Origin of the sequence: Bradyrhizobium sp. U87765 SZCCT0048 (genome assembly GCF_018131225.1) — a bacterium.
Taxonomy (GTDB): Bacteria; Pseudomonadota; Alphaproteobacteria; order Rhizobiales; family Xanthobacteraceae; genus Bradyrhizobium_A.
The window spans coordinates 540,463-566,615 of the sequence record NZ_JAFCMM010000003.1 but is presented as its reverse complement, the minus strand read 5'-3'; the positions used below and the strand labels follow the sequence as shown (position 1 = coordinate 566,615).

The following is a 26,153-nucleotide window of genomic DNA, read 5'->3' as shown; positions in this document are numbered from 1 at the left end:
TGGCTGATCCGCGCCTGCGCGTCGTTGTGCGCTCAGGCCGCGCGGATGTCGGCGAGGAAGGCGTGGATGCCGTCGCGCAGGTCGTCGGCGTCGCGGCGCAGCGCGCCTGATGCGGCGAGCACCTGTTCGGCGGCAGAGCCTGCATCCGCAGAGGCTTCGCTGACACCGACAATGTTGCTGGAGACCTCGGTGGTGCCGGCCGATGCATGCTGGATGTTGCGCGCGATCTCGCGCGTTGCCGCGCCCTGCTGCTCCACCGCCGCGGTGATGGTGGCGGTGTACTCGCTCATCGTTCCGATGGTCTCGCTGATGCCGCGGATGGCGCCGACGGCGGCCGCGGTCACCTGCTGCACCTGGGCGATCTGCGAGCGGATTTCCTCGGTGGCGCTCGCGGTCTGGTTGGCGAGGCTCTTGACCTCGGACGCGACCACGGCGAAGCCCTTGCCCGCCTCGCCGGCACGCGCCGCCTCGATGGTGGCGTTGAGTGCCAGAAGATTGGTCTGCGAGGCAATGGTCTGGATCAGGTCGACCACGACGCTGATGCGGTTGGCGCTGTCGGCGAGGCCCTGCATGGTGGCGTCGGTGCGGCCCGCTTCCTCGACCGCCTGGCTCGCGACCTCGGACGATCCCTTCACCTGGCGGCTGATCTCGGCGATCGAGGACGACAGTTCCTCGGTGCCGGCTGACACTGTCTGGACGTTGATCGCGGTCTCCTCGGCGGCGGATGCGACCGCGTTGGCGAGTTCGCTGGAGCGGCCGGCCGTCGCAGCCATGCCCTGCGCGGTCGATTGCATCGAATCGGCCGAGGTCATCAAGCCGTCGAGCGCGCTGCGGACGCTGGCTTCGAAATGGGCGATGCGCTGCTCCATGCGGGCAGTGCGCGCCGCCTTGACCTCGCGGTCCTGGTCCTGTTCGCGGCTCATGTCACGGGCGCGCAGCAGGCCTCCGCGGAACACCTCCAGTGAGCGGGCCATGCTGGCGACCTCGTCCTGCTGGCGGCTCGGCGTCACTTCGGCGGCGAGATCGCCGTCGGCGAGGCGCTGCATCACGCTCTGCAGATTGCCGATGCGGCGCAGGATATTGCGCCCGACATAGAGCCACACGAACAGGGCCGAGCCGACCAGCGTCAGCGCGCCGAGCGCGAGCATCACGGCGGTCGCGATCGAGATCGTGCGCTTGACGCCCGTGGTGGCGGCGTTGGTGTTGGTTTGGACGTCGGCGACGAGCTGGCGCACGCTGATTTCGAGGCCGCGGTTGAGCTTGCGCGTCTCCTCCAGGATCAACTGGCCGTAGTCGAGGGCGTCGATCTCCTTCTGGCGCAGCTTGAACACGCTGGACTTGCCTTCACCGAAGGCGATCAGCTTCATCGCCGCGGCGTACAGCGGGGCTGCGCTCTTGATCCCGGCGAGCGACTTCAGCAGCGGATCGATATGCTTGCGCGTGGCGGTGAAGCTCTCCTGCAGCGTATCGATATCGCCGCTGTTGGTGGCGGACATCGCGCCCATCATGTCCGCGGCCAGGCTGTTGCTGTCGGAGACGATGGTGCTGAGGCGCTCGACGCTGTAGGCGACGTCCTTGACGAGGTCGGCGTCGATCTCCGCGGCCGTCAGTAACGCGTTCAGCCGGGTCTGCGCGTCGGCCATTTCCGGCGCGGCGGATTCCTGGAAGTGGCCCTGCGCAAGGCGCAGCGTATCGTACTGCTTCTCACGCGCGGCGACGATGTCGAGCCGTTCCTTGGCGGCGTTGCCGAGGCTGTTGATGGTGTCGTCGATGCTTTTCACCGTCTCTTCCAGTGCACTCACCACTGTCTTGTCGGCGCCAAGGCTGGCGATCTCGCGCAGCTTGTCGATCGCCGACGCCTGCGTCGCCTTGAGATCCTTGGTCAGCTCGACGCGTGAGGCGTCGTCGCGGGCCGACAGCAGCGCCGGGCCCTTCGAGGACAGGCTTTCGCTCAGCGCGGAGAGCTGCATGCTGGCGGCGAGGCGGGGAATGTCGCGACCGGAGAGGTCCGCCATGGTGCCGCCGAGGCGGTCGAGCAGGATGCTGGCGGAACCGCTGATGATCAGCGCCATCGCTGCGATCAGCGAGAAGGCGAGAAAGAGATTGCCCTTGAGACCGAGCTGCGGTCGTCGGCCGCCACGCGACATCAGTCGTGTCGTGAACGAGAAGCCCATGTTTCCCCCTTCGCACGGCAGTATCTGCTCTTTGCGCGGGCGGAGTATGGCCATACCGAGTTAACAAAATTTGGAAGACTTGCGCGTTTTCAGCGGGTTTTTGCCTGCAAACGACCCGGATGTCGGGTTGGTGGCGGTGTCGCGCCGGGTGTTGAAATGTCGGCGGTATTCCGCTGCGCGGCATCGAGGATCCAGCGCCGGAAGGCGTCGATCTTCGCTGACGGGCCGCGGTCGTGCGGATAGACCAGATAGTACGCGAACGCCTCGAGGGTGACGGTATCGGCCAGCCGCACCAGACGGCCCTCGGCGACGTCACCGGCGGTCAGCGCTGCCGGCAGCAGCCCGACACCCTGCCCGGCGCGCACCGCGGTCAGCAGCAGCGCGGAGTCGTCAAATGAAACGCCGCGCGGCGGTGGAATCTCGGCAATGCCCTGCGCCTGAAACCACAGCTGCCAGCCTTTGCGCTCGGCATCGTGCACGAGCGGCCAGTGTGCCAGCGCTGCCGGGGTCGCCGGTCGTCCGCGCTGCTCGACCAGCGATGGCGCGGCCACCGGCACGATCTCGACCGCCAGCACCCGTTCGCTGTGCAGGCCGGGATAGCGGCCGAGGCCGTGACGGATCGCAACGTCGACGCCGCCACGATCGAAGTCCGCGAGCGCGTTGCTGGCGACCACCTGGAGGTCGATGTCCGGGTGAGCGTCCTGAAAGCTCTTGAGGCGCGGCACCAGCCAGGCGGACGCGAAGAACGGTGTCACGCTGACCGTCAGCAGCCCGGCGTCCGCGCGGCTGGCCACACGGCGCGACGCGTCGGCGATCTGGCGGAAGGCATTTCGCACCGGCGGCAGATAGGCCTGGCCGGCCTCGGTGAGCAGCATGCCGCGCCGGCCGCGCGTGAACAGGCGGACGCCGAGATGGCTCTCGATCACCTTGATGAGCTGGCTCACCGCACCCGCCGTGACGCACAACTCGGCGGCCGCCGCCTTCACCGACAGATGTCGCGCCGTGGCCTCGAAAGCCCGCAGCGCGTTTAGCGGAGGGAGGGCGCGGTTCGGCCGGTCGTCGCGGTTTTCCATTTAGTTTTTCTAATGTATCGAACCCAGAAAATCTGGTTTGTTCGTTGCCGTCGCGCGCTTCATATTGCGGTTTAGCCGTTCTCGATACGTTGAATGCGGCGTGGCTGACACGATCCTGACGTTAGTTCAGCTAAGTTCAAAGAGGAAAATATGAGCAAGGGCCTGTTCTACGGCTGGTTCGTCGTCGCCGCGGCCTTCGCCGTCACCTGCATGGGGTTCGGCAGCGCCTATTCGTTCAGTGCCTTCATCGGTGCCCTGCAGAGCGATTTCGGCGCGTCGCGCGGCTCGGTCGCGCTGGTGTTCTCTCTGGCAGGGTTTCTCTATTTCAGCCTCGGCATCATCAGCGGGCCGTTGGCCGACCGGATCGGCTCGCGTCCGCTGGCCATCGCCGGCATGGTGCTGACCGGTCTCGGTCTCGGCGCTGCGGGATGTGCGCGCACGCTGACCGAAGTCTATGTCGCCTATGGACTGGGTGTCGGCGGCGGCGTCGGCTGCGCCTATGTGCCCGCGGTCGGGGCCGTGCAGCGCTGGTTCGTGCGCCGCCGTGGTTTCGCGTCGGGGCTCGCCACCGCCGGCATCGGCGTCGGCACGCTGGTGATGCCGCCGCTCGCGGCGGTGATCATTGCCGCGCTGGGCTGGCGTCAGGCCTACATCATTCTCGGCGTGCTCACGGTCGTGATCGGCGCCGGCATGGCGCTGTTGATCGAGAACGACCCGCAGCGCCGCGGTCTCGCTCCTGATGGCGATGCGCTGCAGGCCGGCGCCAGGGTGACGCAGGCGGCCGGACTGTCCGTTGGCGAGGCGGTGCGCTCGGGGCGCTTCATCGGCCTTTATGCGGCATGTCTGGTGTGCTCGTTCGGCGTGTTCGTGCCGTTCGTCCATCTCGTGCCGTTCGCGCTCGACCATGGCATTGCGGCAGGCACCGCCGCGCTGCTGATGGGCGCCATCGGCATCGGCAGCACCGCCGGGCGGTTCTTCCTTGGCGGCGTCGGCGACCGGCTGGGACGGCAACAGTCGTTGCTGATGATGTTTGTCGGCATGGCGCTCGCCTTGATGATCTGGGTTGTGGCGACCCAGGCCTGGTCGCTGGCGCTGTTCGCGCTGGTGTTCGGGGTGTTCTACGGCGGCTGGGTGGCGGTGCTGCCGGCGGTCGTGATGGATTTCTTCGGCGGCCGTAACGTCAGCGGCCTGATCGGCATCCTCTACACCAGCGTCGCCTTCGGCACGCTGATAGGTCCGAGTGCGGCGGGCTTCATTTTCGATCTCAGTCACAGCTATACCGTGCCAATCCTGGCGAGCGTCGCGGCCAACGGCCTCGCCGCGGCCATCATGGTCGGGATGCTGCGGCTGTTCACGGCGAAGGAGAAGGTGGGATGACGGATGCAGTGGCGACGGTGACGGCCCGGCAGGAGGGCAAGCTTCCGGGCGTGCTTGGTTTCGAATGGAGCGAGGTACGCTCCGGTTCCGTGAAGGGCCGGTTCGACGTGCGCAGCCAGCATCTGTCGCCGAACGGCTATCTGCATGCGGGGAGCGTCGTGGCGTTCGCGGACACCGCGTGCGGCTATGGCTGTCTGCACTCGCTGCCAAAGGGCGCGACCAACTTCACCACGGTGGAGCTGAAGTCGAATTTTCTCGGCACTGCGCTCGAGGGCGGCGTTGCCTGTGAGGCGCGGCTCGTCCATGGCGGTCGCACCACCCAGGTGTGGGACGCCGAGGTCAGGAGCGAGGCGACCGGCAAGACCATCGCCCTGTTCCGCTGCACCCAGATGGTGCTGTACCCGCGGGCCTGACCCCGTATCCCGTCATCCTGAGGGGCGCTCGCGCGCCTCGAAGGGTGACGGTTAACTGGACTTTGCTCGACGGCTTGAAACTAGTCGCGCTCGTCCGGCGGCATGTAGAACGGCGTGCCCTGGAGCTCCGGCTCGTCGAACGCCTCGACGCGCCGGCGAATCGCTTCGGCGTCTTCGCAGAACAACGACGCGCTGATCGCGCCGGAGACGCGTTCGGCGGCGATGTTGACGCCGGGAATGTCGCTGGCGATCGCGGTGTGGCTCAGCGTCGCGCCATGATTGACGAGATGGATATGCGCGAGTGCCGGGTTGCAGCCGGCGACGCGCTCGGTCAGCTCGAAGCCGGCACCGAGATAGGGAAAGCGGGCGAGGTCGTCGCGCGCGAGCTCCGCCGGCGGCGCGTAACGATCACCCCAGGTGGCGATGTCTCCGGCGAAGGCCGCGAGCTCGGGGATCGCCCGCGTATCGACGTTGAAGCCGGTCGCGACGATGGCGAAGTCGTGCCGCCGCGGCGCGGCCTCGCCGGCGAGCGTCACCGCGACGCCATCGCCGTCGCGCGCGACCGCACGCACGGGACAGCCGAGATGGATGTGGAAGTCCGGCTGCGCCAGCGTGCGATGCACGGTCTCATGCGGCACCGGCGACTGCACGTCGTTGAAGTAGGCCATGTAGCGCCAGCGCTCGGCGTCGGGCAGCGCCGACCAGCCCTGCAGGAAGCCCGGGAAAGCCGTGCCGCGGCCCTTGTTGACCTGGGGCAGCACCTTGCGGCGGACATACATGTCGACGCGGGCCGCGCCTTGTTCGAGCGCGGTGGCGGCATTGTCCCAGCCCGACGCGCCGCCGCCGATGATGGCGATGGATTTGCCGCGCAGCCGCTCGAAATCGATGGGGTCATTGGTGTGGGCGGCGAATTGAGGCGCCAGGTCGCGGTCGACGAACGCCGGCCAGGCGTCACCGCCGGTGCCGCCGCGGCCGGTCGCGAGGATCACACGCCGCGCGATCAGTTCCTGCGCCTCACCTGCGGCGTCGAGCCGGGCGCGCAGATGGCGTCCCGCTGGCGTCAGCGCCACAAGAGATGTGCGATGGCGGACCGGCAGCGACAGCACGCGCTGCAGCCAGGTGAGATAGGCGGCCCACAGCTCGTTCGGGATCTTGTAGAGACGCTCCCAGTCGGCGGTGCCGAAGCGCGCCTCGTGCCAGGCGCGGTAGGTCAGCGACGGGATGCCGAGCGCAGGTCCCGGCAGCGTCTTGGGCGAGCGCAGCGTGCCCATGCGGGCGTAGGTCAGCCACGGGCCTTCGCGGCCGGGATCGGCGCGGTCGATCACCGCGATGTTGCGCACGCCGCGAAACAGCAGGCTGCCGGCGGCGGCGATGCCGTTCATGCCGGCGCCGACGATCAGCACGTCCAGTACCGGCGTGCCGTCCGGTCCCGTCGCGGCCGCAGGCCAGTTGTCTGGCGGCAGGCCGAGACAGGCGAGATCGCGGGCGACCGCGGCATCATGATGGTGCGCTGAAGTCTGATCCATAGGCGCGATCTAACATTCCGCGGTACACACCTCAATGAGGGCGATCAGCGACGACATAGAAGAAAATGCCAGTGGCGCGGCAACTGATAGAACGGTTAACTTATCGGCCGGGCATATCTTGTTTTGCGGAGTAAAAATATCCAAGGTTGGGGAACCGCGCGCCGCCCCCGGCGCTTCGGAGGCGGGCCCATCTCCACCGGACGCGCGACAGGATTTTGGAAGGACGACGCATGCCGCTCAAACACCTCATCGGGCTCGACCACGTGGTCGTGGCCGTTCGCGACCTCGATGCCGCCGGTGCGGCGTGGAAGAAGCTCGGCTTCACGGTGTCGCCGCGCGGCACGCATTCGGCTCATCTTGGTTCGGGCAACTACACCATCGTGTTCGGTGACGACTATCTCGAGCTGCTCGGCATTCTCAACGAGACGCCGCACAACCAGGCCACGCTGCAGTTTCTGAAAGCGGGCGAAGGCATCGAACGGACTGCCTTCACCACCGACGATGCGGCGGCCGGCGTCGCCGAAGTTCAGGCCCGCGGCATCGCCGCCGACGGCCCGGTGCATTTCGGCCGGCCGGTGGATCTGCCGAACGGCGGCAAGAGCGAGGCCAGGTTCAACATCTTCCGCTGGCCGGCCGATACGGCGCCCGGCGGCGTGCGCATCTTCGCCTGCCAGCATCTCACCCCCGAGGCGGTGTGGATTCCGGAATTGAAGACTCATGCCAACGGCGCCAGGGGGCTGGTGCGGGTGGAGGTGCTGACCGGCAAGCCGCAGGACGCCGCCGCGCAGCTCGGTCGCTTGATCGACCAGAGTGCGACCGAAACCGCCGACGGCGTGCGTGTCGCCTCCGGCGGCAGTCGGGCCGATTTCCTGTTCTATGACGCCACGGCATTCGCGCAGCGCTATCCCGATGGCGTGCGCCAGGGCGCGCCGGCCGGCGGCGCCGTCGCTATCGTCATCGCGACCGATGATCTCGCCAAGGCCCGCGCCATCCCCGGTGCGGTCGTCCATGGTGACGGCGTCAGCGTGCCGGCGTCCGCCGCGAATGGCGCCATTCTTCATTTCGTCAAGGCGTAAGCGGCGCGTCGCGCCCGACGTCCCGTCAGCAGAGGACAACAATGAGTTCCGACCGTTTTGAACTGACCCGCCGCGCCGCGCTGATGACGTCGGCCGCGATCGCCGCCAATGTCGCGTTTCCGTGGCGCGCGTTCGCGCAGGAGACGCCACGCAAGGGCGGCGTGTTCACCGTGCACTACAATGCTGAGCAGCGGCAGCTGAACCCCAGCCTGCAGGCCTCCACCGGCGTCTACATCATCGGCGGCAAGATCCAGGAATCGCTGGTCGATCTCGACGCCAATGGTCACACTGTCGGTGTGCTGGCGGAGAGCTGGGAATCGTCGAAGGACGGCAAGACCATCACCTTCAAGCTGCGCAAGGGCGTTACCTGGCACGACGGCAAGCCGTTCACGTCCGCCGACGTCGCCTTCACCGCGCTGGAGATGTGGAAGAAGATCCTCAACTATGGCTCGACACTTCAGCTGTTCCTGACCGCCGTCGACACGCCCGATCCGCACACCGCGATCTTCCGCTACGAGCGGCCGATGCCGCTCAACCTGCTGCTGCGGGCGCTGCCGGACCTCGGCTACATCTCGGCGAAGCACCTCTACGAGAGCGGCGACATCCGCGCCAACCCGGTGAACCTCGCCCCGGTCGGCACTGGCCCCTTCAAGTTCGTGCAGTACGAGCGCGGCCAGCACATCATCGCCGAACGCAATCCCAACTACTGGCGCGGCGAGGGGCCCTATCTCGATCGTATCATCTGGCGCGTGATCACCGACCGCTCGGCCGCCGCGGCCCAGCTCGAGGCCGGCCAGCTGCACTACAGCCCGTTCTCCAGCCTGACGATCTCGGATCTCAGCCGTCTCGGCAAGGACAAGCGCTTCATCGTCTCGACCAAGGGCAACGAGGGCAACCCGCGCACCAACACCATCGAGTTCAATTTCCGCCGCAAGGAGCTCGCCGACCTGCGCGTGCGCCAGGCCATCGCCCACGCCATCAACATCCCGTTCTTCATCGAGAACTTCCTTGGCGACTTCGCCAAGCTCGGCGTCGGCCCGATCCCGTCGGTGTCGAAGGACTTCTTCCCCGCAGACAACGGCCCGCAGTATCCCTACGACAAGGCGCGCGCGATCAAGCTGCTGGACGAGGCCGGCTTCAAGGCCGGCGCCGGCGGCGAACGCTTCTCGCTGCGGCTCCTGCCTGCGCCGTGGGGCGAGGACATCTCGCTGTTCGCCACCTTCATCCAGCAGTCGCTGTCGGAGGTCGGCATCAAGGTCGAGATCGTGCGCAACGACGGCGGTGGCTTCCTCAAGCAGGTCTATGACGATCACGCTTTCGATCTGGCGTCCGGCTGGCATCAGTACCGCAACGATCCGGCGGTCTCGACCACGGTGTGGTACCGCTCCGGCCAGCCCAAGGGCGCGCCGTGGACCAACCAGTGGGGCTGGACCGATCCGGTGATCGACAAGATCATCGACGATGCCGCGACCGAGGTCGATGTCGACAAGCGCAAGGCGCTGTATGGCGACTTCGTCCGCCGCGCCAATGCCGAGCTGCCGATCTGGACGCCGATCGAGCAGTTGTTCCTCAGCGTGATCTCGACCAAGGCGCGCAATCACTCCAACACGCCGCGCTGGGGCTCCTCGACCTGGCACGATCTGTGGCTCGCGGAGTGACGGCCGATCCGTTAACCTGACGCCATGCGCATCCTGACCCTCGCGGGGCGGCGGCTCGCCGCCTCGATCCCGACCGTGTTCCTGATCCTGATCGGGATCTTCCTGCTGCTGCAGTTCGCGCCCGGCGACACCGTCGACGCGATGATGGCCCAGATGGGCGGCGGCGACGCTGCCACCGCGCGCGAGCTCCGCCATTTCTATGGTCTCGATCTGTCGATCCCGGCGCGCCTGCTCGACTATCTGTGGCGGCTGGTGCGGTTCGATCTCGGCTTCTCCTCGATCTACGGCAAGCCGGTGTCGACGGTGATCGTCGAGCGGCTGCCGGTCACGCTGCTCCTCATGGGGGCGTCGCTGTCGCTGGCGTTCTTCGCCGGCCTCGTGCTCGGCGTCGTTGCCGCCCGCTCGGTCAACAAGTGGCCGGATACCCTGATCTCGACGCTCGGGCTGATCTTCTACGCCACGCCGTCATTCTGGCTGGGGCTGATGATTATCGTGGTGTTCTCGATCTATCTGCAGTGGCTGCCGCCAGGCGGGTTCGAGGACATCACCATGGTGCGGACCGGCCTCTGGCGCACGCTCGACATCGCCCGCCACCTGCTGTTGCCGACGCTGACGCTCGGCTTCATCTTCCTCGCCATCTACCTCCGCATCATGCGCGCCTCGATGCTGGAGGTGCTGAACCTCGATTTCGTGCGCACCGCCCGCGCCAAGGGGCTGGACGAGACGCGGGTGATCTCGCGCCATGTGCTGCGCAACGCGCTGCTGCCGATGGTGACGCTGATCGGCCTGCAGGCCGGCACCATGCTCGGCGGCTCGGTGGTCGTGGAAAGCGTGTTCTCGCTGCCCGGGCTCGGCCGGCTCGCCTACGAATCGGTGATCCAGCGCGATCTCAACACCCTGCTCGGCATCGTCTTCATCTCGGCTCTGCTGGTGATCGCGGTGAACTTCCTGGTCGACCTGCTCTATGCGCGGCTCGATCCGCGCATCACCTCGGGGGTGTGACCATGCAGGCACTGCGTCATTATTTCCGCAGCCCGCCGGCGGTGATCGGCCTGTTGCTGCTGCTCGTCGTCGTCGTCATGGCGCTGAGCGCGGGCATCCTGTTCCCGCGTGATCCGCTGTCGCTGGCCGGCCGGCCGCTGGTGTGGCCGTTCGAGAATCCGCGGTTCTGGCTCGGCACCGATAACTCCGGCCGCGACATCGCTGCGCAGATCTTCTATGGCGCGCGCATCTCGCTGCTCATCGGCCTGGTCGCGACCCTGGTCGCGGTCGCCATCGGTGTCGTGATCGGTGCCATCGCCGGGTTTTATGGCGGCCGGGTCGACACCGTGCTGATGCGCATCACCGAGGCCTTCCAGACGCTGCCCAACTTCATCTTCCTGCTGGTGCTGGTGGCGGTGTTCGGCTCCAAACTCACCACGGTCACCATCGCCATCGGCATGGTGTCGTGGCCGGCCCCGGCGCGGCTGACGCGCGCCGAGTTCCTGTCATTGCGCAACCGCGAATTCGTCCAGGCGGCGAAGACGCTCGGCGTGCGCGACGTCGGGCTGATCTTCCGCGAGATCCTGCCCAATGCGCTGCCGCCGATCGTCGTCTATGCCAGCGTCGTGATGGCGGTCTCGATCCTGCTGGAGAGCGCGCTGGCGTTCCTCAAGCTGTCCGATCCCAATGTGGCGTCGTGGGGCAACCTGATCGGCCTCGGTCGCGACGTGCTGCGCGTGCAGTGGTATGTCGCCGCGATTCCCGGCGTCGCCATCCTGGTGACGGTGCTGGCGGTGTCGCTGGTCGGCCAGGGCCTCAACGACGCCTTCAATCCACGACTCAAAGGCCGGGGCTGACGGACCGATGACTGCGATCCTGACCCTCGATCATCTCAGCGTCAGCCTGCCGCGCGGCGCCGATCGTCCGTTCGCCATCGACGACGTGTCGTTCGCCGTCAACGCTGGCGAGATCGTCTGTGTCGTCGGCGAATCCGCCTCGGGCAAGTCGATGACGGCGAATGCGGTGATGCGCCTCCTGCCCGGCGGTGTTGCGATCACCGGCGGCAAGGTGCTGTTCGAAGGGCGCGATCTCGCCGCGCTCGACGAGGCGGCGATGCGCAAGGTGCGCGGCGCCGGCATCGCCATGATCTTCCAGGAGCCAATGACCGCGCTCAATCCGCTGCGCAGCATCGGCGACCAGATCGGCGAGATGTTCTCCATCCACACCGGCCTGTCGCGGGCGGCGATTCGCGCCCGGGTGCTGGAGTTGCTGGAAGAGGTCCGCATCCCGGACCCGGCGCGGGCCGCCAAAGCCTATCCGCACGAGCTGTCCGGCGGCCAGCGCCAGCGCGCCATGATCGCCATGGCGCTGGCGCTCGATCCCCGGCTGCTGATCGCCGATGAGCCGACCACCGCGCTCGACGTCACCACGCAAGCGCAGATCCTGGAGCTGATCCGGGATCTGCAGCGGCGCAAGGGCACGGCGGTGCTGTTCATCACCCACGATTTCGGGGTTGTCGCCGAGATCGCCGACCGCGTCGTGGTGATGCAGCAGGGGCGCATCGCCGAGCAGGGCGCGGCCGATGAGGTGCTCGAGAGGCCGCAGCATCCCTATACGCGCCAGTTGATCGCCGCGGTGCCGCGCCTCACCGCGCCGCCGCCGCGCAAGCTGGCGGAGGACGCGATCCTTGCCATCGATCATGTGTCGAAGACCTATCGCACCGGCGGCTTTTTCGGCCGCGGCGCCCGTGTCACCCATGCGGTAAAGGACGTGTCGCTGGCGCTGCCCCGTGGTGCCACCCTCGGCATCGTCGGCGAGTCCGGTTCGGGCAAGTCGACGCTGGCGCGCTGCCTGCTGCGGCTGATCGATCCTGACGGCGGCGCCATCGTGCTCGACGGCAAGGATCTCGCCTGTCTCGACCGCGCGGCGATGCGTGGGGAGAGCCGCAACATCCAGATGGTGTTCCAGGACCCGTTCGCCTCGCTCAACCCGCGGCGCACCGCCGGCGAGCTGGTGGCGCAGGGACCGATCGTGCATGGCATGCCGCGCGCGGAGGCGTTCGCCCTGGCGCGCGAGCTGTTCGGCCTGATCGGGCTTGATCCCGCCGCCGTCGATCGTCATCCGCACGAATTCTCCGGCGGCCAGCGCCAGCGCATCGGCCTTGCGCGCGCGCTCGCGCTCCGGCCCAAGGTGCTGGTGGCGGATGAGCCGGTGTCTGCGCTCGACGTCTCGGTACAGGCGCAGGTGCTGACGCTGCTCGCGGACCTGCGGGCACGGCTCGGCCTCTCGATGGTGTTCATCACCCACGACCTGCGCGTCGCGGCGCAGATCTGCGATCTCGTCGCGGTGATGAAGGACGGCGAGGTGGTGGAGAGCGGGCCGGTGGCGCGGGTGTTCGGCCACCCGCACCATGCTTATACAAGGGCGCTGCTCGCCTCGATCCCAGGGCGGGAATTCAGCCTGGGGCGCGCCGCGGTGCCGGCTTGAGGTTTACGCCGACGTCGCGCAGGCCGGCGCCTCCGGGGCGGTCGGCGGTGCGGTGACGATCGCGGCGGCTGGACGCTCGGTCACGGCGCAGGCCTGCGGCATCGGCGCTGCGGGATCGGCGGCGAGTTCAAAGCGCAGGCCGTGCAGGGTGATCGTCAGCGGTACGCCGCGAAAGTCGTCCCGGAAGGCGCGAACGCGCAGCGCCAGCTCCTCGGCGGAGATATCGGCCGGGATGGCGCAGGCTGCACGGTAGCTGTCCTTGGTGCTCTTGGACGCGCTCCAGGCGATCGGCAGCGGCGGCAGCAGCGCCGGATGGGTGGCGAGCTCCTTCGACATCCGCCAGAACAGATAGGCGAGACGAACGAACGCGGTCTTCTCAAGTTCGGCGACGGCGATGCCGTCGGGAATGGCGAACGTCTCCACGCCGATGATGGCGCCGCAGTCGACCCGCGCTTCCATGACATGGGCGGTGGCGCCGAAGGTCGTGGCGCGATCGGCGAGCGCGAAGTGCGCCGGCGCCCAGCCGGGATAGGCCGGTGAGCCCGGATGGAAGTTGTAGGCGCCATATCCAATCGCGTTCAGCACCTGCGGCGGCACGATGACCCCGGTGGTGAAGGCGACCAGGCGGGCACGGCGCAGCGTCGCCGGGGCGATCGCCAGGAGGTCGTCGAGGCTCACGGCGCCGTGGATGTCGACATGCGGGTTGTGCTCGCGCAGCAGCGCCGCGAGCGCCACCTGCTGCTGGGGCAGGCCGGTGAGCAGGATGATGGTGTCGAACATGGCGCGATCGCTCTTGGAACGGTGAAAGGGATTATGCGGGGGAACGCGGACGCCGCAGCGGCACGATGTTCTGGCGCAGCGACGATCCGGATGTCGCGGCCAGCGTGCGAAACAGGTCGCCGTCGATCGGGTCAGTCGGTGCGAGCTCCAGGATGCGGTGCCGGGCGGAGGTCGCGACGGCGGTCGCCGTCTTGACGTCGTCCTGCCAGGGGCACAGCGACAGCTCGAGATGGCTGAAGCCCGCGGGATCACCGGCGAAGGCATCTGCCACAGCCTCGACGCTCGCGGCCACCGTGCGGGCGCCGGCGGACTGGGTGTCGCGCAGGATCACGGTCACCGGCTGGATGGTCGCTTCCGGCGCGGTGATGACGATCAGCGATTCCGGCGGGCCGGTGCGGCAGGCGCGGCGCGCGGTGCGCAGCGCCTTGGGGTAGCCGCCGTCGGGGCCAAGGCTTGCCGTGGTGGTCTCGCGTTTGTGCAGGATCACCGGGCGCGTGCCCTGGTCACCCTGCATCGTATGATAGCTGCGCGGCAGCCACACGGTGTCGAGCGCACGCTGCGACGATACCACGCTCCAGGCCTGGTCGAGGGCGTGGCCGTCCCAGACGCCGGGGTAGGCGTGGCTGAAATCGCGCCAGGTGCGCAGCAGCGCCTCGGCGGCGGCGGATCGGCCGAAATAGAGGACCCGCGTCGACATCTCCCACCGGTTCCACTTGTGGACGGCGAAGTCGCCGTCGATGGCCGCCGGCAGGTGCGGCGGCTCCAGCAGCATGGCATCGGCGTCGACCCACAGGATCGGCTGATCGTGCGTCTCCCACATCTGCAGAATGAAGTCGGCCTTGTCGCGGCCGTGGAGGGGGCCGGCGGGGGCGTCGTCGCGCGGGGTGATGTCGAAGTCGAGTTCGAGCGCCGTGAGCGAGCGCGCCAGATGGGTGATGTGGTCGGCGCCGAGCGCGCGCGCATAGCAGGATTCCACCCGCGGCAGCGGCGCGCGCACGTCATGATGGGCGATCGCGCCCCAGTTCATGCCGCCCCACCACAGTTCGTGCGGACCTTCGCTGCCGGCGGCGCCGATGGTGCCGAAGTCGATCAGCTTGGACTTGAGAAAGTCGAACGCTGGATTCTCGCCGAACGGAATGACCACGACGCTGCGATCGTCGAGGGTACGAAAGAACAGCTCCGCGCGCGGGCCCGTCGGGGGCTCCAGCACCACGACAAGGCCGCTGCCAGCGATGTGGCTCTCGGGTCCTTCCCATATCACGGGAGCGCCGAGCCGCGTCGCCAGCCAGTGCAGGCGGCCGCGCTGGCGTTCACCGAGCTTGACGTGATGGGAGTGGAGCAGCGTGTCCAAGCGATCGAGCGAAAAATCCGAAACCTGCGTCATGTCCGTCCGCGTCGTGCATCTGCTGCCGTTGCAGCATTCAACGGACGGGCGCGCGCAATCAGGCGGCAGGAAATGCCGCGCGGCAGAGATTTTCGATTTGACGCCGCGCTAGTGCTGCGCCACCCGCGCGCGGACGTGATTCGCAGCCGCGCCAGGAGGCGTGGCCTTCACTGGCGGCTGCAGCAGGGCGGCGAGCTCCTCGTCGCCCGTATCGGCCTCGTGCAGGGCGAGCACGCGGTCGTTGTCGAGCGCGCCAATGGCGACGCTGTAGATCGAGATTGGCGCCTGAGCCGGGTCGAGGGTGATCAGCAGGCAGCCGTCGGCGTCGCTCGCCTGATAGTGGCGGCCGGTCCGCTCGAGGCCGGTCACGGCGAGCCTGCTCTCAGGTACGCTGACGACGTCGGGATTCAGCGTTGCGTCCTTGATCGTCGCGCCGGCTTGCGCCGTGACGCCGTACAGCAGGCCGCTCGCCGCGATGCGACCGAGCGGCACCGCGATCATCGCCACCTTCATCTTGCGCGAGACAGGAATGCGCAGGCGAATGTCGCCAAGGCCGGTGCGGTAGCACGAGATGGTCTGCATGGTGGCCTCGCCATCGGCGCCGAACAGGCCGATCTGCAGGGAGCCGCACCTGGCTTCGCCGAAGACGTTGGGCGGCAGGAGATTGGCGCCGAACAGCATGTAGAGGTAGCCATGGGAGGGCGACAGCGTGGCGAAGCTGCCGGCCGGCCACATCGGCGGGGCGGGTGCGACGCAGGCGACCTGCAGTCCGCGGGCGATGATCAGGTTGCGGATCATGTCGCTGTCGACCATCGGCGCCAGCGCCCGGGTGCCGAGATTGACGTCGTGCTGCAGCGGACCGAGCAGCACGAGTTCGTCGTCGTTGGGCAGCAGCAGAAGGCGAGCGAGCGTCGCCGCGCTCCAGCGCGCCGCCGTGTCGGTGACGCCGAACGGGGCGAGATCGTACTGCGGACCGAGTTCGATGGCGCGGGCCACGAAGGTGAGGGCGCCGTCCTGCGCTTCGGCGGCGAGCGCCAGCTGGCTGTGCGGACGCGGGTTGATCTCCCGCAGCACCTCGCCGTCGCGATAGTCGCGCACCGAGCCGCCGGCGGCGGAGCACAGCTGTTCGAGCAGCGCGACATTGCGCACGATCATGCGCTTGACGTGGGGCGTCACCACGAGGTCGGATATCAGCCCCGTGGCAGTGTCGTCGTCGGCGATATCGTCGAACGCGTCGTCGAGGGGCAGCAGGTAGACGCCGTGGATCCGGACCGGGATGCCCTCGAGATCGAAGATCTGCCGCAGCGATTTCTGGACGCTGCCGGAGTAGCCGAGATCGGCGAGCACGAGGTCGGTGCAGGCATCGAAGTCGGGGATGGTCCGGCGCAGGTAGACCAGCAGTGCCTTGCGCAAGGCGGCGGCGACGTCGGCGATCTGATCGGGTGAGATCAGGCGCGGCAGCGCTTCGGCGAGCGCGGCGCCGCTGGCGATGCCGTCCGGAAACTGGGCGAAGAACGCGACCGCCGCGGGCGGCAGCACCTTGATGATGTCGCCGAAGGTCGTGGCGTCGATGCGGGTGATTTTGCGGATCAGGTCGATCAGCGGAGCCGGCGTGGCGGCCGATCCGACCAGGCTGACGCGGCGGTTGATCTCGACATAGGCGGCGGTGTCGCCATGGATGGCCTGCCAGATGCGATGCGACAGGAAACCGTCGCGGCCGAGGAACGCCACGGCCGCATTCGCGCCGCCGGCGCGCAGCCGCTCGGCGCGGTCGGCGACGAACGCGTCGAAGGCGGTCATCACCGGGCCGAGGCTGCTGACACCGAGCGTAAAGGCCGCCGAACGTTCCGGGGTCTGTGTCGCCACCACGCGGCGCAACGTCCGCGCACCATCGTCGAGGCGGGAGGCGGGCGTGCTGCACAGCAGCTCGTAAACAGCGCTTTCGCGCTGCAACTGGGCGGCGAACACGGCGCTGGCCTGCGGATAGTAGCGTGCCCTGATGCCGTGGTCGCGGGCACCCTTGATGTCGGCCCTGTCGTTGTCGCCGATATGCAGGGCACTCGCGGGATCGATGCGCTCGCCGGCAAGGTAGCGCGCGAACAGCTTGTCGCTCTTGCCGGCGCCGTGGGCGCTGGATGCGTAGAGGAAGTCCCAGCGCAGATCCGGGCAGCAGGCCGTCAGCAGGTGGCCGAGCTGGGTGGCGCTCCAGTAGGTGTCGGAGATGAAGCCGACACGCTGGCCCTTGCGCTGGGCGTCGCGGTAGAGCCGCAGGATGTCATGATTGACCCGGCACAGATCGATCTCCGCAGCGAACTCGGCCGCGACCAGTTCTTCGCGCGCCGACTTGTCGAGGCCGAACAGGCGGAATGGAAAACAGGCGTAGATCTCGTCGATGTGCACCTCGACTGTGCCGCGCTCCTGCATGGCGGTCTTGCGTGCGCGCCCCTCGGCCTGGATGCGGTGCTGGACGTAGCTGGCCATCGCATGGGGATGGCTGCGGCTGGCCGGCGACAGTTCGTAGGCGCGCTCGAACACTCCGTTGGGATCGGTGCAGCGCCGCAGTAGGAAGGTGTCGAACACGTCGAATGAGCAGACGGCAATCGCCGCGCGCCCGGGTGCGCGCGTAACGCCGTGATCGAAGTCGGTCATGAAGTGCCCCGCAAGGTTCTGAAACATGAACGATGCAGGCGAAGAAATCAGGCGCACTCCGCGCGTGTGATTTTGCGGCGGTCCGGGACATCAAATGAAACATGCCGCAACAACTTAAACATATCTTAACTGCGGCGTCTTGCCGCAGAATCGTGAGGCTAAGTGCATGATTCGAAAGCTTAACAGTCGTTTACCAATTGGCTGCCGCGATGGGGTCGATGGCAATGAACCGGACCTGGAGTGTTCGCGAAGAGGGCGGCCTGCGCAGGCCAACCTCTTGGCGCGCCACGCTTCCTGCGTCCGCCGGGATCCTTCTCGCCATCGCCGGCTTGCTGCGGGGGCCGCGCGGCGGTCGCCGTGCGGTACGGCATTTTTTGCCCGTCGGTGGGCAGTATTTTCCCACTAAGTATCTGAAAAATAATAAAAAAACTGCGCCTGGTTTGTTCGTTGTCCCCGTTCAAGCAGTGAGGGACCGTGTGGCGCGTGTGCTGCCACCACGGCCGGGCGGGAGATTGTGATGGCTGTTGCGCTCGATATCTGGTCCGCGATCGAAGTGGACACCGTACCTGCCATGGAGACGCGCGTTCGCGAGGCCGCCAACGTTCCAAGCATCGCGTCGGCGGCACCCCAGGTTCGTGACGAGGATGAGGAACTGCTCGATCGTCTCGCCGCCAACGACGAGACCGCGTTCCGCATGCTGGTCGAGCGCCACATCGATCGCGCCTTCAGCATCGCGCTGCGCATCGTCGGCAGCCGCGCCGATGCGGAGGATGTGGTCCAGGACACCATGCTGAAGGTCTGGACCCATCGCGGCCGCTGGCTGCAGGGCCGGGCCAAGTTCTCGACCTGGCTCTATCGCGTCATCACCAACCGCTGCATCGACCTGCGCCGCCAGCCGCGCACCGACGATGTCGACGCGGTGCCGGAGCCCGCCGACACGCGGCCGGACGCCGCGAGCACCATGCAGCGCGAGGAAGTCACCGATCTCCTCGAGCAGGCAATGCAGCAGCTGCCGGAGCATCAGCGCATCGCGGTGATTTTCTCGTACCACGAGGACATGAGCAACGGCGAGATCGCCGAAGTCATGCAGACCACTGTGGCGGCGGTCGAGTCGCTGCTCAAGCGCGGGCGGCAGCAGCTCAAGGCGATCCTGCGCCGGCACGAGCGCGACATCCGTCACGTGTTTACCGAATCCTAACCATAAATCGAGCGTCCGGCGGATAGTCCGCCCGGTGACTCCATCGGCCCCGTTTTACGGCGTGGGCGAGGGATGACCCGCGCCGGAGATTTCGTTTCAACGATTCGGCAGCGGCTGCCGTTCGATAGCAAGGAGCACATCAATGCCCGTCATTTCGACGAATACGGCAGCAAATTCCGCCGTCATGTACCTCAACCTGAATTCGTCCCAGGAAAGCAGCGCGCTCTCCAAGCTGTCGAGTGGTTCGCGCATCACCCAGGCGTCCGACGACGCGGCGGGTCTTGCGATCTCGACCAGCATTTCGTCCGACGTGACGGCGCTGCAGCAGGCCGCCACCAACGCGTCGCAGGCCACCTCGATCCTGCAGACCGCCGATGGCGGCGCCTCCAACATCTCCAACATTCTCGCCCGCATGAAGTCGCTGGCCTCGGAATCGTCGTCGGGCACCGTCACCGACTCGAGCCGTTCCTACATCAACTCGGAATTCTCGCAGCTCTCGAGCGAAATCAATTCGATCGCGAGCGGCACCAGCTACAGCGGCCAGAGCCTCCTCGACGGCACCAGCTCATTCGCTTCGGGCATCGCCGTGCTCGTCGGCGCCACCGCCTCCGACACCATCACGATCACCCTGTCGAGCCTGACTGCCTCGACGCTCGGCGTGTCGTCGCTTGATGTCAGCACCCAGTCGGGTGCGACATCGGCGCTGACCGCGCTGACCACTGCGATCGGCACCGTGTCGGCCGCCCGCGCCAACATCGGTGCGCTGGAATCGCGGTTCAACTTCAGCGCCAACGACATCTCGACCCAGACCCAGAACCTGCAGGCCGCCAACTCGGCCATCACCGACGTCGACGTCGCTTCGGAGGAAGCCACGCTGTCCTCGGCCGAAGTGAAGACCCAGGCTGCGGTGTCGGCTGAAACCGCGGCCAACCAGATGCCGCAGTACCTGCTGAAGCTGCTCGGCTAACTCCTGATCTCCCGGTGGGCCGGCTGCTTGCAGCCGGCCCGTCATCTGTTGTCTGAGGATCTCGCCGATGACCGTCAGCGGTGCCACCTCGACCACGACGACGCCGACCACGTCGTCGACGTCTTCGACGACGACGAGCACCACCAGCTCCGCTTCGACCAACCCTTCGGGTGTCGACTGGAACGCGCTGATCCAGTCCGAAGTCAACGCCATGCTGGCGCCGGCGACGAGGATCCAGACCAGCGTCACGGCGAACCAGGCGAGAATTTCGGCCTACCAGCAGTTGCAGTCACTGCTCGCCAGCCTGTCGACGGCCGCGCAATCGCTGCCCAGCTCGAACACCACCTCGCTGTCGTCGAGCATCTTCAGCGCGCGCACCGCGACCATCGGCTCGACCGGGACGGCGAACGCGAGTTCGAACCTCAACATGTCGCTGAACAACGGGGCGCCGACCGGCAGCTACGCGTTGACCATCAGCCAGCTCGCCCAGGCGCAGCAGGTCGCCGGCGCGGCACAGTCGAGCGCGACCACAGGGCTTGGCTACAATGGCGTATTTTCGGTCGGCCTGTCGGGCGGCGCCAGCGCTGCGATCACCGTCACCTCGGGCATGTCCTTGCAGGACGTCGCTTCGGCGATCAATGCCCAGACGTCGACCACCAACGTCCAGGCGTCGATCGTCCAGGTCTCCGGCAGCCAGTATGAGCTGGTGCTGAGTGGCACAAAGGACGGCGTCAATATCGCCACCAGCAGCGTGTCCGGCGACAACATCCTCAACAAGCTCGGGGTGACCGACACCAGCGGCAATTTCACCGATCAACTCGAGAAGGCGCAGTCGGCGATCTTCACCCTCGATGGCATCACGCTGACGCGCAACACCAACGACGTGACCGACGTGCTGAACGGCGTGACCTTCAATCTGTTGGCGCCGACCACGGCCGGCACGACGCTGAATGTCAACATCGGCGTCGATGACAGCCAGATCTCCACCGCCCTGCAGTCGCTGGTGACCGCCTACAACAACTTCCAGAGCTATGTGGCCAGCCAGCAGGCGACCAACGCGGATGGCACCGCGTCGTCGAGTTCGGTGCTGTTCGGTGACAGCACGATGAACGACATCATGAATCAGTTGCAGGATGCCATCAACACTACGGTCGGCGGACTGTCGCTCAGCGATCTCGGGCTGTCGTTCACCAACACCAACCAGCTCAGCCTCAATACCAGCACGTTGACGAGCACACTCAGCAGCAACCTGCAGGGCGTCGAGCAACTGCTCGCGGCGCAGGCGACCTCCTCGTCGAGCCAGCTCACCACCATCGCCAGCAGCTCGACGGCGCCGGGTTCGTTCAGGCTCGATCTCGCCGTCGACAGCTCGGGCAACCTGCAATCGGTGTCGGTCAATGGCGACAGCACGATGTTCTCGGTGAGCGGCAACACCATCCTCGGCAATCCGGGCACGCCCTATGCCGGCATGGCGTTCGCCTATTCCGGCACGACGTCGCAGTCGATCAGCGTCACCACCACGCCGGGCATTGCCGGCCTGCTCGACAGCATATCGAGCACCAATTCCGATCCGCTGTCCGGGTCTCTGCAGGATCTCGTGACCAATTTGCAGAGCCAGGATGGCACGATGCAGCAGCAGATCACCGACATTCAGGCGCAGGCCTCGATCTACCAGACCCAGCTGCAAAGCCAGTATGCGCAGTACCAGGCTGCGATCGCGCAATCGACGACCACGCTGAACTACCTGCAAGCCCTCATGAACGCCCAGTCCCAGAGTTCTTAATGACCCAGAATCTCAATGCTTATCGCGCCAATCAGGCTTATCGCGGCGCCGCCGTCACGGTCGCGCCGCTGACCGCGGTCGTGATGCTGTTTGACGGCGTCATCATGTTTCTCAAGCGCGCGGTCGAGGCCTCCGAGGCCGGCCGTTTCGAGGAAGGCCATGCCCATCTGATGAAGGCGACCGCGATCCTGCGCGGGCTGAGCCATCATCTCAACATGCAGAAGGGTGGCGCGCTCGCCGAGCGGCTGTTCAAGACCTACAACTCGATCATCGTGGCGAGCCACCGTGCCTACGGCCGGCCGGATGCCGGGCGGCTCTACCAGAAGCTGATCAAGGCGCTCACCGAACTGCGCGACGCCTGGAAATCCGTCGCCGCGCAGACGGCGGGATCGTCGCCGCGCTCGAACCGGGCGTGACAGCCGCAGGGCTGAACCCGCCGGAGACCCCAGGCAGTCCCCGGGGAGGCGCGCCGCCGCCGTCATGGATTGGCCCGCACTGTCGATTTTCGGCTTGAAACTTCGGCACATTGCTTGCTTATTCCGGCAGTGGCCGGACCGCGGGGGGCGCGGTTCCGGTCGGGGACCTGTCGGCGATGAATCTTGACGAGTTCGAGGACTGGCTGGACCGCCTCGGAGAGGACGTATCGCGCTGGCCTGATCCCCAGCGCAGCGCAGCGGAGGCGTTGCTGGCCGACTCCGCCGCAGCCCGTGATTTGCTCGAAGAGGCCAAAGCGTTGCGCGAGGCGCTCGCCGCTCCGAAGCTGCGTGCCCCGGCCGGTCTCGCAGGGCGCATTCTGGCCGAGGCAGGCCGGATGGCGACCGAATCGCCGGCCCCCACCGCCGCCCCGGCGCCGCCCGCCGACAGGAAAGTGGCTGTTGAAAACACCGAAAGACCGGTTCCGCGGTCTCGCTGGCGACTGCCGCTGCCGATAACATACCGGTCACGGGCGGCCGTGCTGCTGCCGCTCTGCTTTGTCGTCGGGTTGATGTTCGGCCTGCTGACCCATCCTGAGGAAGCCGAAACCGACCAGGTGGATCTGACCGGTTATGTCGCTCACCTCATCGACCTGGCGCACGCATTCGACTGATTGACATGACTTGCGGTCTGACCTGATGGCGCTGGAGCCGGAGATACCCGCTGGCCGCTGGCAACGATCGAGCTGGCTGCCGATCGTGCTGCTGGTGTCGCTCGGCGCCAATCTGTTTCTGGCTGGCTGGCTGCTCGGGGGCCGTTCGCTGCGGCCGCCGCCGCCACCGCCCGATCATTTCAACGATCAGATTCACGAGCGGCTCAGTTCCGACGGCGCCAAGGTCATGCAGACCGCATTCGACGCCATCCGCCGTCGTTTCGAGACGCACGCCAGGGAGGGACGCGCCCTGCGCGATCGTCAGATGTCCCTGCTGCAGGCCGAGCCGTTCGACGCCGACGCCTATGTGCGCGCGCTGCAGGACTCCCGTGTGGCACGCGAGCGCGACCGCGTGCTCGCGGACCAGGAAATCGCGCGCGCCATTGCGCTGCTGTCGCCTGATGATCGCCATCAGCTGGCGGCGATCCGCCAGCACGGGCACGGCGCGTTCTTCGACCGTCCCGATCGTCCCCGCTGAGGTTGTCGACGCACGTTCCGCGGTCGGTTCGCGCGCGCGCGCGAGCGGCTGCGCGGCGGCAAATCTTGCCGCTCCGATAGGCCATTTTTTCCTACCCCGTGTGTTCAAGAAATGCCCGTTTGGCGCGGGTTTTTTGCATTTTTCGAGTCGCGCCGGATGGCGCAAAAACACAGCCTGATTTTCCGGCCTCGTCCGTTTCATCCCTGAACGGATTTCAGTCCCTCGCGCCTTTGCCATGGCGGCGCCGTCTGCGGGACCATACGGCCGGAGTTTCCCATGAGCGTCTCGTCCACCGCCGCGACGGTGCCGACCACCTCGTCCACTGCCACAGCCGCCAGCGTCGCGAACGCATCCAGCGGCATGACCACCAGCAGCTTCCTGTCGCTGCTGGTCGGCGAGCTGCAGAACCAGGATCCGCTTGATCCGACGAGCACCACCGACTTCATCAACCAGATGAGCCAGTACGCGACCTTCGACGCGACACAGCAGCTCGACAGCCAGCTCGGCTCGATGCTGACATCGCTGAACAGCCTGCTGACGATGAACTCGGTCAACTATATCGGCCACGACGTCATCGCCAAGGGTGACACCACGTCACTGCAGGATGGCACTGCGACGTACGGCTACTCGCTGACATCGGCGGCGAAAAGCGTGTCGCTCACCGTGCAGGACTCGTCGGGCAACGTGGTGTGGTCCGGCTCGGGGCCGACCGCATCCGGCATGAACTCGTTCACCTGGAACGGCCAGGACAGCTCCGGCAAGCAGCTCACCAGCGGCAGCTACAAGCTGACCGTTACCGCGACCGACAACAACGGCAACTCGGTCTACGGCTACACCACCGTCACCGGCAAGGTGTCCAGCGTCGACAGTTCCTCAGGCACCACGATGCTCAACATCGGCGGCTCGACCGTGAGCGTGAACAACATCGTCGGCGTTACGTCCTGAGTGCAAGAGTGGAGTAACGCAGATGAGTCTTACCGGTGCAATGACGTCGGCGATCTCGGGCCTGAATTCCCAGAGCCAAGCGCTGGCGATGGTGTCCGACAACCTCGCCAATGCTTCGACCACGGGCTACAAGACGACCAACGGCATGTTCGAGGACATGGTCACCAACTCCTCGAGCGCGAAGGAGTATTCGTCCGGCGGCGTCTCCGTATACGGCTTCGCCAACATTGCCCAGCAGGGCCTGCTCGCCACCACCACCACGGCGACCAACGTCGCGATCCAGGGCCAGGGCTTCTTCGTCGTCAACAGCAGCCCGTCGGGCAGCGGCACCACATCCTATACCCGCAACGGCGCCTTCACTGTCGACAATGCCGGCTATCTCGAAAACAACGGCAGCTACCTGATGGGCTGGCCGACGGACTCGTCGGGCAATGTCTCGGCCGGCGGCACGCTGCAGCCGATCAACACGGAGATTGCCGCGGTCAGCGGCGCGGCGACCACCGAGACGACCATGGCGCTCAACCTGCCGGCGGACGCGACCGCGGGCGGCAGCTTCACCAGCTCGATGTCGGTGTATGATTCCCTCGGCAACTCCTCCACCATCCAGGTGACCTGGACCAAGAGCGCGACCGCCACAGATACCTGGACCGCGTCGTTCGGCAATCCGACCGCGACCAACAATCCGTCGCAGCAGACCGGCACCATCAGCAGCGGCTCGCCGCTTACCGTGGTATTCAACAGCGACGGCTCGCTGAAGACCATCAACGGCAGCGCGCCGAGCACGACGAGCCCGGTGACGCTCGGCATCGGCAGCTGGACCACCGGTGCGGCGAACAGCTCCATCGCGCTCAACCTCGGCACCGCCGGCGGCACCAATGGCCTGACCCAGTATGCTTCGGGGCAGACCACGCCGGCGATCAGCATCACCGGCGTCAATTCCAACGGTCTCGCCTTCGGCAAACTCAGCAGCGTATCGATCGGCTCCAACGGCGTGGTCAACGCGACCTACTCCAACGGCCAGACCGTGCCGATCTACAAGATCCCGGTCGCGACGTTCATGGCGCCGGACCAGCTCGCCGCGCAGAGCAACGGCCTCTACGAGTCGACGGTGGGCTCCGGCAACGCGACGCTGCAGGCCTCCGGCACCAACGGCGCGGGCACGGTCTATGGCAGCGAGCTGGAGTCGAGCACCACGGACACCAACGGCCAGTTCAGCGTGATGATGTCGGCCCAGCAGGCCTACTCGGCCTCGGCGCAGGTCATCACCGCGGTCAACAAGATGTTCGACACCCTGATCTCGAGCCTGAGGTAAGCCGTGGCCCGCCCGGCGTCGCGACACGACGACCAGTTGTTTCGGCGAGTGCGCCGGAGCGTCGCGCGGGCCCGGCGTTTCGCTCCCGACAGGGAAGACCGCCGGCTGGCGCTGGTGCTCATCGCCGAGCTGCGCGCCGAGATCGAGGCGCTGCAGGCTGGCCTGCAGGCGGTCGAGAACGAAATGAAGGCATCGACCCGCCGGGTCACCGCCGCCACCGCGTACAACAGGTGCGCTGCGCTCATCCGGCGCTAGACAAACGTTGAGGAGGCCACAGCATGAACCGCGCGCTCAGTCTGCCGTCGATGATCGGCAAGGACGCCAACGTCCGCATCGAATACCTGATCACGCTGATCGACGAGTTGATCGCGGTGGTGGGTGAGGAGAATGCCTGGCTCGCGCAGGGCCAGCCGGCGTCGCGGTCGAAGCAGATCGCGCGCAAGACCGAACTCGCCGAGTCGTTCGAGGTCTGGGTCGCGGAGATCTCCGCCAAGAAGATCAGCGTGCAGACCGGCGACGAACGATTGCGCGCTCGCTTCGCCGAACGACTCGCCTGCCTCAAGGACGCGATGGACGAAAATATCGTGCAGCTGCGCGGCGCGATCGAGGCCAGCCGCCGCCGCATCGAGACGGTGATGTCGGCGATCCGCGAGCAGGTGTCGGATGCCAATCCCTACACCGCGTCGGGGCGTCTCGGCAGCCGCGCGGCGTCGATCGGAACCAACATTCGCGCCTGAGGGCCGCGATCGGCTTGTAAGTCGGGAGT

Annotated in this window: 23 protein-coding genes; 17 read left to right on the top strand and 6 right to left on the bottom strand. The window is 66.8% G+C overall.

Going from position 1 to position 26,153, the window contains the following annotated elements:
• Window positions 1-32: 32 nt before the first annotated feature.
• Complete coding sequence (locus tag JQ639_RS21160; protein ID WP_211968232.1) at window positions 33-2,174, bottom strand: methyl-accepting chemotaxis protein; 2,142 nt, start codon at window positions 2,172-2,174, stop codon at window positions 33-35.
• 89 nt (window positions 2,175-2,263) lie between these two features.
• On the bottom strand, window positions 2,264-3,247 hold the full coding sequence (gene gcvA / locus JQ639_RS21155; RefSeq protein ID WP_211968231.1) for a transcriptional regulator GcvA: 984 nt from the start codon (window positions 3,245-3,247) through the stop codon (window positions 2,264-2,266).
• Window positions 3,248-3,397: 150 nt separating this feature from the next.
• Here gcvA and JQ639_RS21150 point away from each other — a divergent pair, with 150 nt between their 5' ends.
• Together JQ639_RS21150 and JQ639_RS21145 are read left to right on the top strand one after the other, a co-directional pair.
• On the top strand, window positions 3,398-4,624 hold the full coding sequence (locus JQ639_RS21150; protein WP_211968230.1) for an MFS transporter: 1,227 nt from the start codon (window positions 3,398-3,400) through the stop codon (window positions 4,622-4,624).
• Window positions 4,621-5,037, top strand: coding sequence for a PaaI family thioesterase (locus JQ639_RS21145; protein ID WP_211968229.1), 417 nt, complete (start codon window positions 4,621-4,623; stop codon window positions 5,035-5,037). Before JQ639_RS21150 ends, JQ639_RS21145 begins: the two co-directional genes overlap by 4 nt.
• A gap of 80 nt (window positions 5,038-5,117) precedes the next feature.
• On the opposite strand, the gene JQ639_RS21140 is transcribed toward JQ639_RS21145, so the two are convergent.
• Window positions 5,118-6,563, bottom strand: coding sequence for an NAD(P)-binding domain-containing protein (locus tag JQ639_RS21140; RefSeq protein ID WP_211968228.1), 1,446 nt, complete (start codon window positions 6,561-6,563; stop codon window positions 5,118-5,120).
• A gap of 230 nt (window positions 6,564-6,793) precedes the next feature.
• Between JQ639_RS21140 and JQ639_RS21135 the strand changes: the two genes are divergently transcribed.
• From JQ639_RS21135 to JQ639_RS21115, 5 genes are read left to right on the top strand one after another with little or no spacing between them, the layout of a single operon-like run.
• A complete protein-coding gene (locus JQ639_RS21135) occupies window positions 6,794-7,639 on the top strand; it encodes a VOC family protein (RefSeq protein WP_211968227.1) in 846 nt (281 codons plus the stop codon).
• Window positions 7,640-7,680: 41 nt separating this feature from the next.
• Entirely contained in the window at window positions 7,681-9,297 is a 1,617-nt protein-coding gene (locus tag JQ639_RS21130) for an ABC transporter substrate-binding protein (RefSeq protein WP_211968226.1), read from the top strand.
• 24 nt (window positions 9,298-9,321) lie between these two features.
• Window positions 9,322-10,299, top strand: a complete 978-nt coding sequence (locus tag JQ639_RS21125) for an ABC transporter permease (RefSeq protein ID WP_211968225.1) — start codon at window positions 9,322-9,324, stop codon at window positions 10,297-10,299.
• A gap of 2 nt (window positions 10,300-10,301) precedes the next feature.
• The gene (locus JQ639_RS21120; RefSeq protein WP_211968224.1) at window positions 10,302-11,135 is read left to right on the top strand and encodes an ABC transporter permease; all 834 of its coding nucleotides are present in this window, start codon (window positions 10,302-10,304) and stop codon (window positions 11,133-11,135) included.
• 7 nt (window positions 11,136-11,142) lie between these two features.
• Window positions 11,143-12,765: an ABC transporter ATP-binding protein gene (locus JQ639_RS21115; protein ID WP_211968223.1), complete on the top strand. Its 1,623-nt coding sequence runs from the start codon at window positions 11,143-11,145 to the stop codon at window positions 12,763-12,765.
• Window positions 12,766-12,768: 3 nt separating this feature from the next.
• On the opposite strand, the gene JQ639_RS21110 is transcribed toward JQ639_RS21115, so the two are convergent.
• The 3 genes from JQ639_RS21110 to JQ639_RS21100 all read right to left on the bottom strand — a co-directional run bounded on the left by JQ639_RS21110 (window position 12,769) and on the right by JQ639_RS21100 (window position 17,578).
• A complete protein-coding gene (locus tag JQ639_RS21110) occupies window positions 12,769-13,545 on the bottom strand; it encodes a formyltransferase family protein (RefSeq protein WP_211968222.1) in 777 nt (258 codons plus the stop codon).
• Window positions 13,546-13,576: 31 nt separating this feature from the next.
• A complete protein-coding gene (locus JQ639_RS21105; protein ID WP_211968221.1) occupies window positions 13,577-14,929 on the bottom strand; it encodes a hypothetical protein in 1,353 nt (450 codons plus the stop codon).
• Between the two features lie 108 nt (window positions 14,930-15,037).
• Window positions 15,038-17,578: an HAD family hydrolase gene (locus JQ639_RS21100; RefSeq protein ID WP_249123366.1), complete on the bottom strand. Its 2,541-nt coding sequence runs from the start codon at window positions 17,576-17,578 to the stop codon at window positions 15,038-15,040.
• A gap of 517 nt (window positions 17,579-18,095) precedes the next feature.
• On the opposite strand from JQ639_RS21100, the gene JQ639_RS21095 reads away from it, so the two are divergent.
• The 10 genes from JQ639_RS21095 (at window position 18,096) to JQ639_RS21050 (ending at window position 26,124) form a co-directional block, all read left to right on the top strand.
• Window positions 18,096-18,776 carry an RNA polymerase sigma factor gene (locus JQ639_RS21095; protein WP_211968220.1) on the top strand — a complete coding sequence of 227 codons (681 nt, stop codon included), beginning with the start codon at window positions 18,096-18,098 and terminating at the stop codon, window positions 18,774-18,776.
• 142 nt (window positions 18,777-18,918) lie between these two features.
• Entirely contained in the window at window positions 18,919-19,743 is an 825-nt protein-coding gene (locus JQ639_RS21090; protein WP_211968219.1) for a flagellin, read from the top strand.
• A gap of 67 nt (window positions 19,744-19,810) precedes the next feature.
• The gene (gene fliD, locus JQ639_RS21085) at window positions 19,811-21,526 is read left to right on the top strand and encodes a flagellar filament capping protein FliD (protein ID WP_211968218.1); all 1,716 of its coding nucleotides are present in this window, start codon (window positions 19,811-19,813) and stop codon (window positions 21,524-21,526) included.
• Entirely contained in the window at window positions 21,526-21,942 is a 417-nt protein-coding gene (fliS, locus tag JQ639_RS21080; protein WP_211968217.1) for a flagellar export chaperone FliS, read from the top strand. Before fliD ends, fliS begins: the two co-directional genes overlap by 1 nt.
• A 176-nt stretch (window positions 21,943-22,118) precedes the next feature.
• Window positions 22,119-22,613, top strand: coding sequence for a hypothetical protein (locus tag JQ639_RS35710; RefSeq protein ID WP_349644592.1), 495 nt, complete (start codon window positions 22,119-22,121; stop codon window positions 22,611-22,613).
• 10 nt (window positions 22,614-22,623) lie between these two features.
• Window positions 22,624-23,130: a periplasmic heavy metal sensor gene (locus tag JQ639_RS21070; protein ID WP_211968216.1), complete on the top strand. Its 507-nt coding sequence runs from the start codon at window positions 22,624-22,626 to the stop codon at window positions 23,128-23,130.
• Window positions 23,131-23,406: 276 nt separating this feature from the next.
• The gene (locus JQ639_RS21065; RefSeq protein ID WP_211968215.1) at window positions 23,407-24,075 is read left to right on the top strand and encodes a flagellar hook assembly protein FlgD; all 669 of its coding nucleotides are present in this window, start codon (window positions 23,407-23,409) and stop codon (window positions 24,073-24,075) included.
• A gap of 22 nt (window positions 24,076-24,097) precedes the next feature.
• Window positions 24,098-25,387 (top strand): flagellar hook protein FlgE, encoded by a 1,290-nt coding sequence (gene flgE / locus JQ639_RS21060; RefSeq protein ID WP_211968214.1) that lies wholly within the window; start codon window positions 24,098-24,100, stop codon window positions 25,385-25,387.
• Window positions 25,388-25,390: 3 nt separating this feature from the next.
• Window positions 25,391-25,642: a hypothetical protein gene (locus JQ639_RS21055; protein ID WP_211968213.1), complete on the top strand. Its 252-nt coding sequence runs from the start codon at window positions 25,391-25,393 to the stop codon at window positions 25,640-25,642.
• Between the two features lie 23 nt (window positions 25,643-25,665).
• The gene (locus tag JQ639_RS21050; protein WP_249123365.1) at window positions 25,666-26,124 is read left to right on the top strand and encodes a flagellar protein FlgN; all 459 of its coding nucleotides are present in this window, start codon (window positions 25,666-25,668) and stop codon (window positions 26,122-26,124) included.
• The last annotated feature ends 29 nt before the right edge of the window (window positions 26,125-26,153 follow it).

Excerpts from the sequence above, each read along its gene's own strand:
- JQ639_RS21160 (WP_211968232.1), bottom strand. The coding sequence starts at position 2,174 with ATGGGCTTCTCGTTCACGACACGACTGATGTCGCGTGGCGGCCGACGA.
- gcvA (WP_211968231.1), bottom strand. The coding sequence starts at position 3,247 with ATGGAAAACCGCGACGACCGGCCGAACCGCGCCCTCCCTCCGCTAAAC.
- JQ639_RS21150 (WP_211968230.1), top strand. The coding sequence starts at position 3,398 with ATGAGCAAGGGCCTGTTCTACGGCTGGTTCGTCGTCGCCGCGGCCTTC.
- JQ639_RS21145 (WP_211968229.1), top strand. The coding sequence starts at position 4,621 with ATGACGGATGCAGTGGCGACGGTGACGGCCCGGCAGGAGGGCAAGCTT.
- JQ639_RS21140 (WP_211968228.1), bottom strand. The coding sequence starts at position 6,563 with ATGGATCAGACTTCAGCGCACCATCATGATGCCGCGGTCGCCCGCGAT.
- JQ639_RS21135 (WP_211968227.1), top strand. The coding sequence starts at position 6,794 with ATGCCGCTCAAACACCTCATCGGGCTCGACCACGTGGTCGTGGCCGTT.
- JQ639_RS21130 (WP_211968226.1), top strand. The coding sequence starts at position 7,681 with ATGAGTTCCGACCGTTTTGAACTGACCCGCCGCGCCGCGCTGATGACG.
- JQ639_RS21125 (WP_211968225.1), top strand. The coding sequence starts at position 9,322 with ATGCGCATCCTGACCCTCGCGGGGCGGCGGCTCGCCGCCTCGATCCCG.
- JQ639_RS21120 (WP_211968224.1), top strand. The coding sequence starts at position 10,302 with ATGCAGGCACTGCGTCATTATTTCCGCAGCCCGCCGGCGGTGATCGGC.
- JQ639_RS21115 (WP_211968223.1), top strand. The coding sequence starts at position 11,143 with ATGACTGCGATCCTGACCCTCGATCATCTCAGCGTCAGCCTGCCGCGC.
- JQ639_RS21110 (WP_211968222.1), bottom strand. The coding sequence starts at position 13,545 with ATGTTCGACACCATCATCCTGCTCACCGGCCTGCCCCAGCAGCAGGTG.
- JQ639_RS21105 (WP_211968221.1), bottom strand. The coding sequence starts at position 14,929 with ATGACGCAGGTTTCGGATTTTTCGCTCGATCGCTTGGACACGCTGCTC.
- JQ639_RS21100 (WP_249123366.1), bottom strand. The coding sequence starts at position 17,578 with ATGACCGACTTCGATCACGGCGTTACGCGCGCACCCGGGCGCGCGGCG.
- JQ639_RS21095 (WP_211968220.1), top strand. The coding sequence starts at position 18,096 with ATGGCTGTTGCGCTCGATATCTGGTCCGCGATCGAAGTGGACACCGTA.
- JQ639_RS21090 (WP_211968219.1), top strand. The coding sequence starts at position 18,919 with ATGCCCGTCATTTCGACGAATACGGCAGCAAATTCCGCCGTCATGTAC.
- fliD (WP_211968218.1), top strand. The coding sequence starts at position 19,811 with ATGACCGTCAGCGGTGCCACCTCGACCACGACGACGCCGACCACGTCG.
- fliS (WP_211968217.1), top strand. The coding sequence starts at position 21,526 with ATGACCCAGAATCTCAATGCTTATCGCGCCAATCAGGCTTATCGCGGC.
- JQ639_RS35710 (WP_349644592.1), top strand. The coding sequence starts at position 22,119 with ATGAATCTTGACGAGTTCGAGGACTGGCTGGACCGCCTCGGAGAGGAC.
- JQ639_RS21065 (WP_211968215.1), top strand. The coding sequence starts at position 23,407 with ATGAGCGTCTCGTCCACCGCCGCGACGGTGCCGACCACCTCGTCCACT.
- flgE (WP_211968214.1), top strand. The coding sequence starts at position 24,098 with ATGAGTCTTACCGGTGCAATGACGTCGGCGATCTCGGGCCTGAATTCC.
- JQ639_RS21050 (WP_249123365.1), top strand. The coding sequence starts at position 25,666 with ATGAACCGCGCGCTCAGTCTGCCGTCGATGATCGGCAAGGACGCCAAC.